The 14,062-nt window shown below is 69.9% G+C and carries 15 protein-coding genes; 14 read left to right on the forward strand and 1 reads right to left on the reverse strand.

The annotated features are described in order from the left end of the window. From pyrF to BJY20_RS14890, 9 genes are all read left to right on the forward strand, one after another. Entirely contained in the window at positions 1-867 is an 867-nt protein-coding gene (pyrF, locus tag BJY20_RS14850) for an orotidine-5'-phosphate decarboxylase (protein WP_185992240.1), read from the forward strand. A 2-nt stretch (positions 868-869) separates the two neighbouring features. Beyond that, complete coding sequence (gene mihF / locus BJY20_RS14855; protein WP_221935341.1) at positions 870-1,226, forward strand: integration host factor, actinobacterial type; 357 nt, start codon at positions 870-872, stop codon at positions 1,224-1,226. Next, positions 1,223-1,777, forward strand: a complete 555-nt coding sequence (gmk, locus tag BJY20_RS14860; RefSeq protein ID WP_185992241.1) for a guanylate kinase — start codon at positions 1,223-1,225, stop codon at positions 1,775-1,777. The genes mihF and gmk overlap by 4 nt, the downstream gene beginning before the upstream one ends. A 26-nt stretch (positions 1,778-1,803) precedes the next feature. After that, positions 1,804-2,118 carry a DNA-directed RNA polymerase subunit omega gene (rpoZ, locus tag BJY20_RS14865; RefSeq protein WP_185992242.1) on the forward strand — a complete coding sequence of 105 codons (315 nt, stop codon included), beginning with the start codon at positions 1,804-1,806 and terminating at the stop codon, positions 2,116-2,118. 10 nt (positions 2,119-2,128) lie between these two features. Then, positions 2,129-3,427, forward strand: a complete 1,299-nt coding sequence (locus BJY20_RS14870; protein WP_185992243.1) for a phosphopantothenoylcysteine decarboxylase domain-containing protein — start codon at positions 2,129-2,131, stop codon at positions 3,425-3,427. A gap of 54 nt (positions 3,428-3,481) precedes the next feature. Continuing rightward, positions 3,482-4,705 carry a methionine adenosyltransferase gene (metK, locus tag BJY20_RS14875; RefSeq protein WP_185992244.1) on the forward strand — a complete coding sequence of 408 codons (1,224 nt, stop codon included), beginning with the start codon at positions 3,482-3,484 and terminating at the stop codon, positions 4,703-4,705. A 48-nt stretch (positions 4,706-4,753) separates the two neighbouring features. Continuing rightward, entirely contained in the window at positions 4,754-6,778 is a 2,025-nt protein-coding gene (locus tag BJY20_RS14880) for a primosomal protein N' family DNA-binding protein (protein WP_343062930.1), read from the forward strand. 66 nt (positions 6,779-6,844) lie between these two features. Beyond that, complete coding sequence (fmt, locus tag BJY20_RS14885) at positions 6,845-7,777, forward strand: methionyl-tRNA formyltransferase (RefSeq protein ID WP_185992245.1); 933 nt, start codon at positions 6,845-6,847, stop codon at positions 7,775-7,777. Further along, complete coding sequence (locus tag BJY20_RS14890) at positions 7,774-9,297, forward strand: RsmB/NOP family class I SAM-dependent RNA methyltransferase (protein ID WP_185992246.1); 1,524 nt, start codon at positions 7,774-7,776, stop codon at positions 9,295-9,297. The genes fmt and BJY20_RS14890 overlap by 4 nt, the downstream gene beginning before the upstream one ends. Before the next feature lie 16 nt (positions 9,298-9,313). Here BJY20_RS14890 and BJY20_RS14895 read toward each other — a convergent pair whose 3' ends face one another. Beyond that, positions 9,314-10,789, reverse strand: coding sequence for an HNH endonuclease signature motif containing protein (locus BJY20_RS14895; RefSeq protein ID WP_185992247.1), 1,476 nt, complete (start codon positions 10,787-10,789; stop codon positions 9,314-9,316). Positions 10,790-10,995: 206 nt separating this feature from the next. Between BJY20_RS14895 and BJY20_RS14900 the strand changes: the two genes are divergently transcribed. The 5 genes from BJY20_RS14900 to BJY20_RS14920 all read left to right on the forward strand — a co-directional run bounded on the left by BJY20_RS14900 (position 10,996) and on the right by BJY20_RS14920 (position 14,060). Continuing rightward, positions 10,996-11,370 carry a hypothetical protein gene (locus BJY20_RS14900; RefSeq protein ID WP_185992248.1) on the forward strand — a complete coding sequence of 125 codons (375 nt, stop codon included), beginning with the start codon at positions 10,996-10,998 and terminating at the stop codon, positions 11,368-11,370. A gap of 104 nt (positions 11,371-11,474) precedes the next feature. Continuing rightward, entirely contained in the window at positions 11,475-11,924 is a 450-nt protein-coding gene (locus BJY20_RS14905) for a hypothetical protein (RefSeq protein ID WP_185992249.1), read from the forward strand. Positions 11,925-12,387: 463 nt separating this feature from the next. Next, complete coding sequence (gene rpe, locus BJY20_RS14910; RefSeq protein WP_185992250.1) at positions 12,388-13,044, forward strand: ribulose-phosphate 3-epimerase; 657 nt, start codon at positions 12,388-12,390, stop codon at positions 13,042-13,044. Positions 13,045-13,071: 27 nt separating this feature from the next. Further along, a complete protein-coding gene (locus tag BJY20_RS14915) occupies positions 13,072-13,785 on the forward strand; it encodes a nicotinamide mononucleotide transporter family protein (RefSeq protein WP_343062931.1) in 714 nt (237 codons plus the stop codon). Between the two features lie 11 nt (positions 13,786-13,796). Next, positions 13,797-14,060 carry a phosphoribosyl-ATP diphosphatase gene (locus BJY20_RS14920; RefSeq protein ID WP_185992251.1) on the forward strand — a complete coding sequence of 88 codons (264 nt, stop codon included), beginning with the start codon at positions 13,797-13,799 and terminating at the stop codon, positions 14,058-14,060. The last annotated feature ends 2 nt before the right edge of the window (positions 14,061-14,062 follow it).

Here is a 14,062-nt window from a genome sequence, read left to right on the forward strand (position 1 = left end):
ATGACCACCGACCGCGTCCCCTTCGGCCTGCGTCTGCAGGTCGCGATGGCCGAGCACGGCCCGCTCTGCGCGGGGATCGACCCGCACCGCGGGCTCCTGGAGTCCTGGGGACTGTCCTACGACCTCGCGGGTCTGGAGCGGTTCACCATGACCTGCGTCGAGGCCTTCGGGGGATCGGTTGCGGCCGTCAAGCCCCAGTCGGCCTTCTTCGAGGTCTTCGGGGCGAAGGGAGTGGCCGTCCTCGAGCGTGCCCTCGCCGAGCTGCGTGCGGCCGGCACGCTGACCGTCCTGGACGTCAAGCGTGGTGACATCGGCACCACCGTCGACGCCTACGGCGAGGCCTTCCTCGGCCAGGACGCGCCGACCGCCGCGGACGCGATCACGCTCAGCCCCTACCTGGGCTACGGCTCGCTGCGCCCGGCGATCGACCTCGCCCACGCCACCGGGCGCGGAGTCTTCGTCCTCGCACTGACGTCGAACCCTGAAGGGGCGCAGGTCCAGCACGCCCGCCTGGCGGACGGACGCTCGGTCGCGGGAGCCGTCGCAGACGGTGCGGCTCAGGACAACGCCGACGAGCGGGCCAACGGCCGGCTCGGGAGCGTCGGGCTCGTCGTCGGAGCCACCGTCGGCTCCGCAGTGTCCGACCTGGGCGTCGACCTGCCGGCCATGGCCGGCCCGATCCTCGCTCCGGGGCTGGGCGCCCAGGGCGCGACGGCCCAGGACGTGCGTGCGGTCTTCGCCGGAGCCCTCCCGCAGGTCCTCGCCAGCAGCAGCCGCGACGTCCTGCGCGCCGGCCCCGACGTGACCACGCTGCGGGAGCGTGCCCGAGCGGTCGCCGGCGAGGTCGCTGACATCACGGGGGTCTGAGTATGGTGGACGCACCCGTCTCGCTCGACCCCGGAGTGCTCGTGCCCGTCCCCTCGCTGAGTGCGCAGCAGCGTGTGCACGCCCTGACCAGCGCCACAGCTGCTCGTCGTGAGCGTGCTGCCGTCAAGCGTCGGCTCAAGCAGGGGAGCGTGACCATCGGCCAGGTCATCGCCGAGGGCGCCGACGATCCGGCGATCGCGAAGCTGAAGGTCCTCGAGCTCCTCCAGTCGATGCCGGGCGTGGGAGAGGTCAGGGCCGGCCGGCTGATGGATGAGCACCGTATCGCCCGGTCGCGCCGGGTCCGTGGTCTCGGTCCACACCAGATCCGGGCCCTCGTCGAGAGGTTCGAACGCCCATGACGTCGCGTCTGACCGTCCTCGCGGGCCCGACCGCCGTCGGCAAGGGAACCGTTGCCGCCTGGATCCGTGAGCACCACCCCGAGGTGTGGCTCTCGGTTTCGGCCACCACGCGACCGCCGCGCCCCGGCGAGGTCGACGGGGTGCACTACCACTTCATGTCCGGTGAGGACTTCGCTGACAAGGTCGGCGAGGGTGAGATGCTCGAGTGGGCCGTCGTCCACGGCCGCGCCTCCTACGGCACGCCGCGGGGTCCTGTGGACCGCGCGCTGGCCGAGGGCAAGCTCCCCCTGCTCGAGATCGACCTGCAGGGAGCGCGTCAGGTACGCGCCTCGATGCCGGACGCTCGTTTCGTCTTCCTCGCCCCGCCGTCGTGGGACGAGCTCGTCGGCCGGCTCGAGGGCCGTGGGACCGAGACGGCGCAGGAGAGGGCCGTCCGGTTGGACACCGCGAAGGTCGAGCTGGCGGCCCAGCACGAGTTCGATCACGTCGTCGTCAACGACGACATTCGTCGTGCCGCCGAGGAACTCGTATCATTGATGAGATCCCACTGACCCCGACGACAAAGGACCACCTCGACGTGTCCGGTACCAAGGCCAATCCCATCGGCATCACCAAGCCGCCGATCGACGACCTCCTCGAGCGGGCGGACAGCAAGTACGCCCTCGTGATCTACGGGGCCAAGCGCGCCCGCCAGATCAATGCCTACTACTCGCAGCTGCAGGAGGGCCTGCTCGAGTACATCGGCCCGCTGGTGGACGCGCAGGTCCACGAGAAGCCGCTGTCCATCGCCCTGCGCGAGATCGACGAGGGCCTGCTGACCAAGGAAGCCAGCAAGCCCGCCGACGCCACGGTCGAGTCCATCGTGGACATCCCGGCGACCGACGAGGTCTGAGGCCACCTTCGTGCGCATCGTCCTGGGCGTGGGCGGCGGCATCGCGGCCTACAAGGCGGCGCTGCTGCTGCGCCTGTTCACCGAGGGCGGGCACGAGGTGACCGTCGTCCCCACCGAGGCGGCGCTGCACTTCGTCGGGGCACCGACCTGGGAAGCACTCTCCGGTCGACAGGTCCAGACCGACGTCTGGAGCAACATCACCGATGTGCCCCACGTGCGCATCGGCCAGCAGGCCGATCTCGTCGTCGTCGCACCGACGACGGCGGACCTGCTGGCCAAGGCCGCCCACGGACTGGCGGGCGACCTCCTGACCAACGTGCTGCTCACCGCACGCTGTCCCGTTGTGTTGGCTCCGGCCATGCACACCGAGATGTGGGAGCACGCCGCAACCCTGGCCAACGTGGCGACCCTGCGTGAGCGCGGGGTCAGCGTCATCGAGCCGGCGTCGGGACGGTTGACGGGTACCGACACCGGACCCGGTCGCCTTCCCGAGCCGGAGGACATCCACGCTGCGGCGATGGCTGCGGTTGACTGCACTGCCGGCCCGCAGTTCCCGGGAGTCAGCGCGCGCGGCCTCGCAGCAGGCTCAGGCAGCGTGCACGACCTCACTGACCGTTCGGTGCTCGTGAGCACCGGCGGGACCCGCGAGCCGCTCGATCCCGTGCGGTACCTGGGCAACCGCTCGTCCGGCAAGCAGGGACTGGCGGTGGCCGAGGCCGCCGCTGCACGCGGTGCCCGAGTGACCCTCGTCGCGGCCAACCTCGATCTGCCGGTCGCTCCCGGGATCGACCTCGTCCCGGTGGAGACCGCGCTGGAGCTGCAGGCCGAGATGGACGCACGCGCCGCCGGCCACGACGTCGTCGTCATGGTGGCCGCCGTCGCGGACTTCCGTCCCGCCGACTACGCCGAGGCGAAGATCAAGAAGACGCACGACCCAGCCGATCCGGATGCGGCCCCCTCCATCGCGCTCGTACGCAACCCCGACGTCCTCGCCGGTCTGGTCACGGCACGCGGGGATGCCGCCGCACCACTGCTCGTCGGCTTCGCCGCAGAGACCGGCGACGCGACCGGCTCCGTGCTCGACCTCGGTCGAGCCAAGCTCGCTCGCAAGGGCTGCGATCTGCTCGTCGTCAACGAGGTGGGCGAGGGCCTGACCTTCGGTGCCGAGGACACCACGGTGCACGTCCTCACCCGTGGCAGCGACGACACGGTTGACATCGGTCCCGCGAGCAAGCGGGTCGTCTCCGACGGCATCTGGGACGCGGTCGTGGACTGCCTCCACCCCACGGGGCGGCGGGTCCTAGACTGACGAGGCCCTACTGGGCGGTTTCTTCGCCCTGCCAGTCGAACCCGGGAGTACTGCGTGTCCGGACGTCTCTTCACCTCCGAGTCGGTGACCGAGGGTCACCCCGACAAGATCTGCGACCAGATCTCGGACTCGATCCTCGACGCCATGCTCGAGGCCGACCCGCACAGTCGCGTCGCCGTCGAGACGATGGTGACGACCGGTCTGGTCCACATCGCCGGTGAGGTCACCACCGAGGCCTATGTCGAGATCCCGCAGTTGGTCCGCTCGGTCATCGCCGACCGCGTCGGCTACGACTCATCCGAGAAGGGATTCGACGGACGCACCTGTGGCGTCTCCGTGTCCATCGGCGCGCAGAGCCCCGACATCGCCCAGGGTGTCGACACCGCCTACGAGAGCCGTACCGGCGGGATCGACCCCAAGGACAAGCAGGGCGCGGGCGACCAGGGCCTGATGTTCGGGTACGCCTGCCAGGACACCCCCGATCTGATGCCGCTGCCGATCTACCTCGCGCACCGGCTCTCCCAGCGACTCACGGAGGTCCGAAAGGACGGGGTGCTGGACTACCTGCGTCCCGACGGCAAGACCCAGGTGACCATCGACTACGACGGGGACAGCCCGATGCGGCTGGACACAGTGGTCCTTTCGACCCAGCACTCCGCGGAGGTCGACCACGTGAAGCAGTTGCCGGCCGATATCATGGCGCAGGTCTTCGACCCCGTGATGACCGAGCTGAAGGACTCCGGTGTGCGGTTGGACACCTCGTACTACCGCACCCTGATCAACCCGACCGGGAAGTTCGTCATCGGCGGCCCGATGGGGGACGCGGGCCTGACGGGGCGCAAGATCATCGTCGACACCTACGGCGGCATGGCTCGCCACGGTGGCGGTGCCTTCTCCGGCAAGGACCCCTCGAAGGTCGACCGGTCCGCCGCGTACGCCACCCGGTGGGTGGCCAAGAACGTCGTCGCCGCCGGGCTCGCCGGGCGGTGCGAGGTCCAGGTCGCCTACGCGATCGGCACCGCCCAGCCGGTCGGTCTCTACATCGAGACCTTCGGCACGGAGACGGTCCCCGTCGAGACGATCCAGAAGGCGGTCGACAGCGTCTTCGACCTGCGACCGCTGGCGATCGTCGAGGAACTCGACCTCCTGCGTCCGATCTACGCACCGACGGCCGCCTACGGCCATTTCGGGCGCACCTCGGCTGCCGGGTACGACAACGCCTTCCCGTGGGAGCAGACGACCAAGGTCGAGGCGTTGCGGGCGGCTGTCGGCCGCTGAGTCGAGGCGCCCGGGCGGGCTGACACCCCACCCGGTTACGTTTGTCCCGTGCTCCTGTCCCTGCCCGTCGCCCGGGTCCTCGTCGACACGGGGCTGGTCCACCTCGACCGGCCCTTCGAGTACCTCGTGCCCGAGGAGCTCGACGAGGCAGCGCAGCCGGGCGTACGGGTCAAGGTGCGCTTCGCCGGTCGCGATCGGCCCGGCTACCTCGTCGAGCGGTCGGACGCCGCCGAGCACGCCGGACGTCTGGCTCCGATCCGCACGGTCGTCTCCGACGAGCCGGTGCTCACTCCACCGGTCCTCGAGCTGGCCCGGCGACTGGCCGCGCACCAGGCAGCCACGAGTGGTGACACGCTTCGTCTGGCGATCCCGCCCCGGCACGCGCGGGCGGAGAAGGCCCTTCCACTTCAGGCGCCCGACGCACCTGCCGGTGGTGCGGACACCGTCTCCGCGGAGACCGATGCTGACACTGCGACCACCACCGGTGACGAGGTCTTCACCACGCCTGACGTGTGGGCCGGCTACCGGGCCGGGACCGCATGGTGGTCCAGGGTGGCTGCGGGGGAGTCGCCACGCGCCGCGTGGCTGGCCGCCCCTTCGCGACCGGCCGCATCGGACTGGCCGGTCGCCTTCGCACAGGCCGCTCGTGCGGCACTCGCCTCCGGTCGCGGCTCGGTGCTCGTCGTACCCGACCAGCGGGACGTGACCCGTGTCGACGAGGCGCTGACGCAGCTCCTCGGGCCCGATCAGCACGTGCGGCTGACCGCCGACCAGGGCCCGCAGGCGCGCTACACCGCCTGGCTGAGAGTCCTGCGCGGACACGTGCGCGTCGTCGTCGGTACCAGGGCCGCCGCGTACGCGCCGGTGCACGATCTCGGGCTCGTCGGGTGGTGGGACGACGGGGATGACCTGCACATCGAGCCCAGGGCCCCGTACGCGCACGTGCGCCAAGTGCTCACGACGCGCGCCGACATCGAGGACGCGGCCCTGCTCGTCGGGGGCGTGACGATGTCCACGGACATCGCGGCGCTCGTCGACTCGGGGCGGGTCCACCTCGTGGGTGGCTCCGCCGCGCGACGGGATGCCCCGCGAGTGCTCGTCGCCGGGGAGGGGACCGACGAGGAAAGGGATGGTCCGGGAGCCCGGGCGCACATACCCTCATCAGCCCACCGGGCCGCCTCGGCCGCGCTGTCGCAGGGGCCGGTGCTGCTCCAGGTGCCGCGCCGCGGGTACCTCCCCGCGATGTCGTGCGCATCGTGTCGTGCGCCGGCGAGGTGTCCGGACTGCCGTGGTCCGTTGGCCCTGCCTTCGCCGGACCGGACGCCGGAGTGCGGCTGGTGTGGTCGTGCACCCCGCGGCTTCGTCTGTCCGCACTGCGATGGGGACCGGTTGCGGGCCGGTGTCATCGGCGCCCGTAGGACGGCCGAGGAGATCGGCCGGTCCTTCCCCGACACCAAGGTCATCACCTCGGGCGCGGGTGAGGTGCACGCGCGCGTCGGCAATGAATCGGCGATCGTCGTGGCCACCCCCGGAGCGGAGCCCGTGGCGGACGGGGGGTACGCCGCAGTCCTCTTGCTGGACGCCTGGGCGAGTCTGGACCGTCCGGACCTGCGGGCAGCGGAGGAAGCGGTACGTCGTTGGTTCGCGGCTGCCGGACTGTGCCGGTCGTGGATCGATGGGGGAGTGGTTGTGCTCTGTGGCGCCCCGAGCCACGTGACCATCCCGCCGGTCGAGGCACTCGTGCGGTGGGACCCGCAGTGGTTCGCCGGCCGCGAGCTGGCCGAGCGCGCGGAGCTCTCCCTGCCCCCGACCACTTGGACCGCCGAGGTCATCGCGCATCGCAAGCGGGTGGAGCCCATCGAGCACGCCGTGCGCTCGGTGGCGCCTGACGCCGAGCTGCTCGGCCCGCTGCCGGTCGCCGACTCGCAGGAGCAGCGGCGCCTGGTCGTCAAGGCTCCGTTCGCCGACGGGCCGCTCGTCGCTGCAGCGTTGAAGGATCTCAGGGCAGGAGAAAGCGCCCGCAAGGCAGAAGCCCTGACCTCGGTGAAGGTGGGTCACCTCGGAGCACTGTGACGACTCGGACCGTGCGGTGTGGGTGCACAGGACGGCCGCATGACGATGCCGCCTAGAATCGCACCCGTGCGACTGATCTTTGCCGGGACCCCACAGGTCGCCGTCCCCTCCCTTCGTGCCCTGGCCGACTCCGACCACGAGGTCGTCGCGGTGGTCACCAGACCCGACGCCCGGGCCGGACGGGGGCGTCGCCTCGAGCCGTCACCGGTCAAGACGGCGGCGCAGGAGATGGGTCTGCCGGTCTTCACCCCGACCAGCCCGAAGGACCCCGAATTCATCGCGACCCTGACCGAGTTGGCACCGGACTGCTGCCCGGTCGTCGCCTATGGGGCGCTCCTGCCGCAGGAAGTCCTGGGCATCCCGACCCACGGGTGGGTCAACCTCCACTTCTCGCTGCTGCCGCAGTGGCGGGGCGCGGCTCCCGTGCAGCGCGCGATCATCGTCGGTGACGAGATCACGGGCGCGAGCACCTTCCTGATCGAGGCCGGCCTCGACACCGGGCCCGTCTTCGGGACGATGACCGAGCGGATCCGGCCCGACGACACCTCGGGAGATCTCCTCAACCGGCTCGCCGAGGCGGGCGCTCCCCTTCTCGTGGCGACGATGGACGGCATCGAGACCGGCGAACTAGAGCCACAGGAACAGCCGACCGAGGGGATCAGCCACGCCGCCAAGCTCACCGTCGAGGACGCCCGGGTCGACCTGACCCATCCAGCGATGGCGGTCGATCGCCAGATCCGTGGCTGCACCCCGGAGCCCGGCGCGTGGACGACCTTCCGTGGCGACCGGCTCAAGCTGGGTCCGGTGACGATCACCGACGAGACCCTGTCGGCAGGTCTCGTCGATGCGCGCAAGCGCGAGGTTCTCGTCGGCACCGCCGACCGGGCCGTCCGCCTGGGTGAGGTCACCCCCCTGGGCAAGAAGCCGATGCCCGCCGCCGACTGGGCTCGGGGCGTGCGGGTGGCCACCGATGAACGACTGGGCGAGGAGCAGGCATGAGCGATGCACGATCGGGGTCCGGTGGGCCTCGGGGACAGCATGACGGGGGTGGCCAGCGCCGCGGTCCTCGTCAGAAGTCGCGGACCGCGCCCGCCCAGCGCTCACGTCAGGGCAGTCCCGCGCGCAGGATCGCACTCGCCGTGCTGCGGGCCGTCGGCGACGGCGCCTACGCCAACCTCGAGCTGCCCAAGGCCTTGCGACATGCACGGCTGGACGGCCGGGATGCGGCCTTTGCCACCGAGCTGACGTACGGCACCCTGCGGATGCAGGGCTTCTACGACGCCGTTATCGCCGAGGCCACCCGGCGTCCGACGAGTCGACTCGACGGCGGCGTCCTCGACGTCCTACGGATGGGGATCCACCAGGTCCTCGCCATGCGGGTGCCGGACCACGCCGCCGCCGACCAGGCCGTCGGCCTGGCCCGCTCGGTCGCCGGCCCGGGCGCAGCAAGCCTGGTCAACGCCGTCATGCGTCGCGTCTCCGAGAGCAGTGTGGAGGAGTGGCGCGAGCGGGTCGTGCCCACGGAGCCGCTCGCCGAGCGACTCGCGATCGAGCACTCCCACCCCGTGTGGATCATCAAGGCGCTGCGCCAGGCCCTCATCGGCCACGGTCTGGCGACGCCCGAGACCGGTGACGCAGCCATCGAGGAGCTGCTCGCCTCGCACAACGTCCCCGCGCCCGTTTCCCTCGTCGCCCGCCCGGGTCTTGCCGATGTCGACGAGCTGCTCGGGGCCGGGGCCCACGTCGGGCGTTGGTCCCCCTTCGCGGCCGAGCTCGATGGTGGGGACCCCGGTGCCATCGAGGCAGTCCGCGAGGGACGCGCGGCCGTCCAGGACGAGGGCAGCCAGCTGCTCGCGCTGGCTCTTGCGGCCGTCCCGCTGGACGCACACGAGGACGGCTCGACCGAGCGGTGGCTCGATCTGTGCGCGGGGCCCGGGGGGAAGGCCGGACTGCTCGCAGCCGAGGCGCTGGCACAGGGGGCTGACCTCGTCGCGAATGATGTCAGCGACCACCGCACCGACCTGGTGCGCCAGACCCTGCGTCCGGCTCTGGATGCCGCGCAGGCTGCCGGCCGACACCTCGAGGTCCGGACCGGCGACGGACGTGAGGTCGGCGTCGACGAGCCCGAACGCTACGACCGCGTCCTCGTCGATGCACCGTGCACCGGCCTGGGCGCCCTGCGCCGGCGCCCGGAGGCACGCTGGCGGCGCCAGCCGAGCGACCTCGTCGGCCTCGGCCCCCTCCAGCGTGACCTGCTCATCTCCGCGATCGAGGCGACCCGACCGGGTGGCGTCATCGCCTACGCGACATGCAGCCCGCACCTGTCCGAGACGACCTTTGTCGTGCGTGACGTGGTGAAGAAGCGCGACGACGTGGAGCAGGTCGATGCTCGTGAGCTGCTCGACCAGGTCGCGACGGGGGACCTCACCGACCTCGGGGCCGGTCCCGCCGCTCAGATGTGGCCGCACATCCACGGCACGGACGGGATGTTCCTGGCGGTGCTGCGTAAGCGGGGGTAGCCGGGAGCGCGTCAGGTCAGGCAGCGTCGAGGAAGCGTTCCAGTGTCCGCTCGAGCTCCGACTCGGGATGTGCACGTGTGCGCGGTTGTCGGCCGTGGCCGAACAGAGGCGCAGCGACGCAGCGGTGCTCGCGACCGGTGGGCGTGGTCAGGTGGAACTCGTGGGGTCCACCGCCGGGGTCCAGCCCCGTGACGGTGACCTCGGCCGACCAACCGGGTTCTTCCTTGACCAGGTTGTGGCGTTGACACAGTCCTGCGGCGTTGATGGCGACGGTGTGTCCGCCACGGGCCACCGGGTGGATGTGGTCGACCTGTCGGGCGGGCGCGTCGCACCACGGCATCCGGCAGACCGGGTCCCGTAGCTGGAGCAGGCGCCGCAGCGAACCACTGAACAGCCGACGCGCGGAGTCCATCGCGACCAGGTCGCGGCCACCGGGGCCGGTCCACAGCCGCCGAAGCCAGACCCCGGCTGTCTCCGTGCTCTCGTCGTCGAGCTGCTCGTCGTCCTCGAGCAGGGTGAGCAGGTGCTCCCGGGCCGCTGATGCCGGTACCGCGCCCCATCCGGGAACCTCGGTACCGCCCTCGCTTCTCTCATGGTCGGCATGGCCGTCCTGACCGGGGAAGAACGCGGACTCGCTCATCACCAGGCAGACCTCGATCGGCTGTGCCTGATCTGCTGCGCGGCCGGAGAGCCGCTCCAGCGCGGTGTCAGCCATCCATGCCCCTCGGGAGCGATCGTCCTCAGCTCGCGAGTTGTCCAGGACCGGATCGCCGGTGGCCACGAAGCGGGCCTTCTCCGCCATGGTCAGCGAGGCCTGCGCGCCGACGACGTCGATCATCGACCCCAGGATGCTCAGGTAGGCCATCCCATCGGGGGCCGGGCGCACCGTCACGCAGCGTGACGGGACGGCACGGGAACGACGCTCGACGACCGCGTCCGGGTCGAGGTCGAGGGTTGCGCGGCGGGCAGCTCCGGCCAGCGCCTTGTCTCCCAATCGGGTCAGCTCGCCCGCCAGCCGACGGTCTGCCTCCAGTCGGTCCGCGCGCGTCAGGCACGCGGTCTCCCGGGCGACGATGGTCGCGCGCCACTCACTGATGTCGCCCGCGGTCAGGGCTGTCATCGTGCATGGCAACTCATGGGTCAGTGCCTGTGCGAGTCCGACGTGCCGATCGGCCTGTCCCGGCGAGCACCGTCGTGCCAGGGCCACCTCTGCTCGGGCCGCGCTGCGAGCTCGCGCCGCTGCGCGGCGACTGATCTCTCCCCGCGCGGCCGCCGCCTGCGCGTCCGCATCTCGCTCGGCCACGAAGGAGTCCGTGGCGCGGGCCTGCACGGCGGCAGCGACTCCCTTCGCCGCCTCGAGTGTCTCCACAACCTGTAGGCGCTCCGCCTGCGTCAGTCCTTGTACAGCGATGTCAGACAGCCATGCCACCGTGTCAGCAAGCAGCGCGGGCAGCCCTGAGCCCGACTCCTGCGACTCGATCGCCTGGACCATCTGGTTCCCCTTTCGCTACTGCCATCCATAGTCGAACACCTGTTCGATGATGTCAACAGGTGTGCCCACGCTGAATCGGTCGTATCGCGGAGCGGTTGGCGCCTGTGGTTTCCAAGATGCGGTGACGCGAGATTTGGCTACCTTGGCAGCCGGCCCGGATGGCAGCGAGCACCGCGAGGTGCTGTCTGACGATGAAGGGGTCCTGGATGAGGTTCGGTCGTGGAGCAGGCCTGCTGGTCGCCACCGCCTTGGCGATGAGCGGTCTGTCGGCGTGTGGGGATGAGAGCGGGCCGACGCCTCCCGCGACGACTGCCTCGCCCATCGACAAGGGTACCGACTCGCCGTCCGAGACATCGGGCCCCAGCGATGGCGCATCAGGCGGCAGCGCCGACGATGTGCCAGCCGCCGCACAAGCGAAGACCAAAGTGGGCGCAATGGCCTATACGAAGTTCTGGTTCGAGCAATCTGCCAGAGCGACGCACTCGGCGATCTTTCTTGGTTGGAAGCTGACACCGACGAGCGCTGTGAGGCCTGCCAGAGCTTTCTTGACCTGGCTCGCGAAGACGCTGACGAAGGCCTGACGTCCAACTGTGTCCCGATTCAGGTTGGGAGCCCCACTGCCACCACACGCGCCAACGGGAAGGGTTACCGAGTCAGTCTGCCGACGAGGAGCACGCGCAACTCGATGGTCGATGCCAAAGGCGTGAAGAAGCAGACTTACGAAGGCGCGGAATACACCTTCGTCACGCATACGACGTGGGAGGACGACGGCTCGGTGCTCCTGAACTGGATAAACCAAGTGAACATCGCACCCGTCCTGGCCTCTTCGTTACTCCTTCTGGGGGCTCCCACGACTATGGATAGCGACCCAAAGGCACAACTGGGCGATCGTTGGGCAGAAGCCGCTTCAGAAGTCAGCATGGATCTTGCAGGAGCAGCAAGTGACCCCACGCCGGTGGCGCCGGCGCCAGACTTCGACCCCACGGATCTCTCCGATTCGACCGCTCGCCAACCGTCGGTCTCGAATGCACCACCGAAGGTCGATGTCGACATCCGTACCGAGGCGTGCACCGACATGGGCGACCCATCTGCGCGAACACGCGCACGGCCTGCATGGTCGACTCCGGCAACCTGAACGACTTCGAGCCGCCCACCAAGGTCTACGCCAGTACCAACGACGGCCCCTGGACGTACATCGATATCTACTGCGGCACCCCCGAATCAGTGTCCCTTCCCGACGCTGACGGCGAGCCCGTCGAGGTCACCGTCGAAGCGCCGCCTGTGCCGACTTTCGCGCGAATCCCGAACGCCTACAGGAAGCTGCCCTTCAGCAAGCCCACCGCGAGCATCCAACCCGTGGGCCTGAAGGCGTTGATCAGCCTGGAGACCTTCTACGCCGCGCACTGGCCGGACGACAACGGCCTGCAGCCCGGTGAGGTCAGCAAACCTCCCCGGCTGCTCTCGTGGACCGTGCAGTTCAAGGTCGCAGCGCAGGACTACCGATACAACTACGGCGACGGCACCAACTCCGGCTGCGACCCTGCAGATCCTGGGCACCGACACCAAGCTCGCCGCCGACTAGTGGTGTACTGGCCCCCGTGCAGATCTCCCCGAGCATCCTGTCCGCAGACTTCGCCAACCTCGAGTCCGAGCTGGCCGCCATCAGCAACGCCGACTGGGCGCACGTCGACGTCATGGACGCACACTTCGTGCCCAACCTGACGCTCGGTCTGCCGATCGTCGAGTCGCTGCTGCGGGTCAGTCCGATCCCGATCGACTGCCACCTGATGATCGAGGACCCGGACCACTGGGCGCCGCCGTACGCCGAGGCGGGAGCCAAGAGCGTCACCTTCCACATCGAGGCGGCGAAGGACCCGGTGACCCTCGCCCGCGACATCCGCGCCCAGGGCGCCCGGGCAAGCATGGCGATCAAGCCGGGGACCCCCTTCGCTCCCTACGAGGAGCTGCTGACCGAGGTCGACATGGTGCTCGTCATGACCGTCGAGCCGGGCTTCGGCGGGCAGTCCTTCATGGCCGACCAGATGCCCAAGGTGACGCAGGTGCGCGAGGCCGTGCAGAAGCACGGTGGTGACATCTGGATCCAGGTCGACGGCGGCGTCTCCGCCAAGACCATCGAGCAGTGCGCAGAGGCAGGCGCTGACGTCTTCGTCGCCGGGTCAGCCGTGTACGGGGCGCACGAGGCCGCGTCCGCGGTCGACGAGCTTCGGGAGCTGGCGCTCCGCCACGCCCACTGAGCCGCTCGGTCAGGTCAGGGACGACGCGTGTCCATCATCGATTGGATCTACTCGGCGGGCGTCGACATCGCCGGCTACCGCCTGTCGCTCATGGAGGTCATCGGGATCGGCTTCGGTCTCGCCTCGGCGATCGGAGGAATGCTCCGCAAGATCTGGGCCTGGCCGATCGGGATCGTCGGCAATGCGATCCTCTTCCTCGTCTACATCGGCATCACGATGGGCGTCCACGACAAGGCGCCGCTCTTCGGCCAGTCGGCCCGCCAGATCTTCTTCATCGCCACCTCGCTCTTCGGCTGGTGGCGTTGGCAGCACGTCAAGGCGCAGCGGCACGACGGTGATGGCCGAGCGATCACCCCACGGTGGGCGAAGGGGACCGAGCGCCTCGGTCTGGCGCTCACCCTGGTCATCGGGATCGTCGTCGTGCAGCAGGGTTTCGCCACGCTCGGTGCGGGCTGGCCGGCGCCGCGTTGGTACTACTGGGCGGACGCGTGGATCTTTATGGGCTCGCTGCTCGCGACGTACGCGATGGCCCGGGGCTGGAACGAGTTCTGGTTGATCTGGATCGGCGTGGACCTCGTGGGAGTGCCCCTGCTGTGGCACAGCGGATACCTGCCGACCGCCCTGCTCTACGCGGTCTACGCCCTCTTCGTCCTCTACGGCTTCCTCGTCTGGCGACGCGCGACCCGGGCCGAGAGTCCGGACGGTGAACCCGTGGCGTCGACATCGGCCGCGGCCAACTAGGCTGGACCGTTGTGAAGACCTTCGACACCCTCTTCGCCGAACTCACCCAGAAGGCCGCGGAACGGCCCGAGGGCTCGGGCACCGTCGCCCAGCTCGACGCCGGCACCCATGCGATCGGCAAGAAGATCGTCGAGGAGGCCGCTGAGGTGTGGATGGCTGCGGAGTACGAGAGCAAGGAGGAGCTGGCCGAGGAGATCAGCCAGCTGCTCTACCACCTGCAGGTGCTGATGATCGACGGTGGCCTGACCCCCGACGACGTCTACACCCACCTCTGAGA

The organism is Janibacter cremeus (genome assembly GCF_013409205.1).
Lineage (GTDB): Bacteria > Actinomycetota > Actinomycetes > Actinomycetales > Dermatophilaceae > Janibacter > Janibacter cremeus.

Bases quoted from the DNA above. Each gene is read 5' to 3' on its own strand.
- pyrF (WP_185992240.1), top strand. From the start codon at position 1: ATGACCACCGACCGCGTCCCCTTCGGCCTGCGTCTGCAGGTCGCGATG.
- mihF (WP_221935341.1), top strand. From the start codon at position 870: ATGGTGGACGCACCCGTCTCGCTCGACCCCGGAGTGCTCGTGCCCGTC.
- gmk (WP_185992241.1), top strand. From the start codon at position 1,223: ATGACGTCGCGTCTGACCGTCCTCGCGGGCCCGACCGCCGTCGGCAAG.
- BJY20_RS14890 (WP_185992246.1), top strand. From the start codon at position 7,774: ATGAGCGATGCACGATCGGGGTCCGGTGGGCCTCGGGGACAGCATGAC.
- BJY20_RS14895 (WP_185992247.1), bottom strand. From the start codon at position 10,789: ATGGTCCAGGCGATCGAGTCGCAGGAGTCGGGCTCAGGGCTGCCCGCG.
- BJY20_RS14900 (WP_185992248.1), top strand. From the start codon at position 10,996: ATGAGGTTCGGTCGTGGAGCAGGCCTGCTGGTCGCCACCGCCTTGGCG.
- BJY20_RS14905 (WP_185992249.1), top strand. From the start codon at position 11,475: ATGGTCGATGCCAAAGGCGTGAAGAAGCAGACTTACGAAGGCGCGGAA.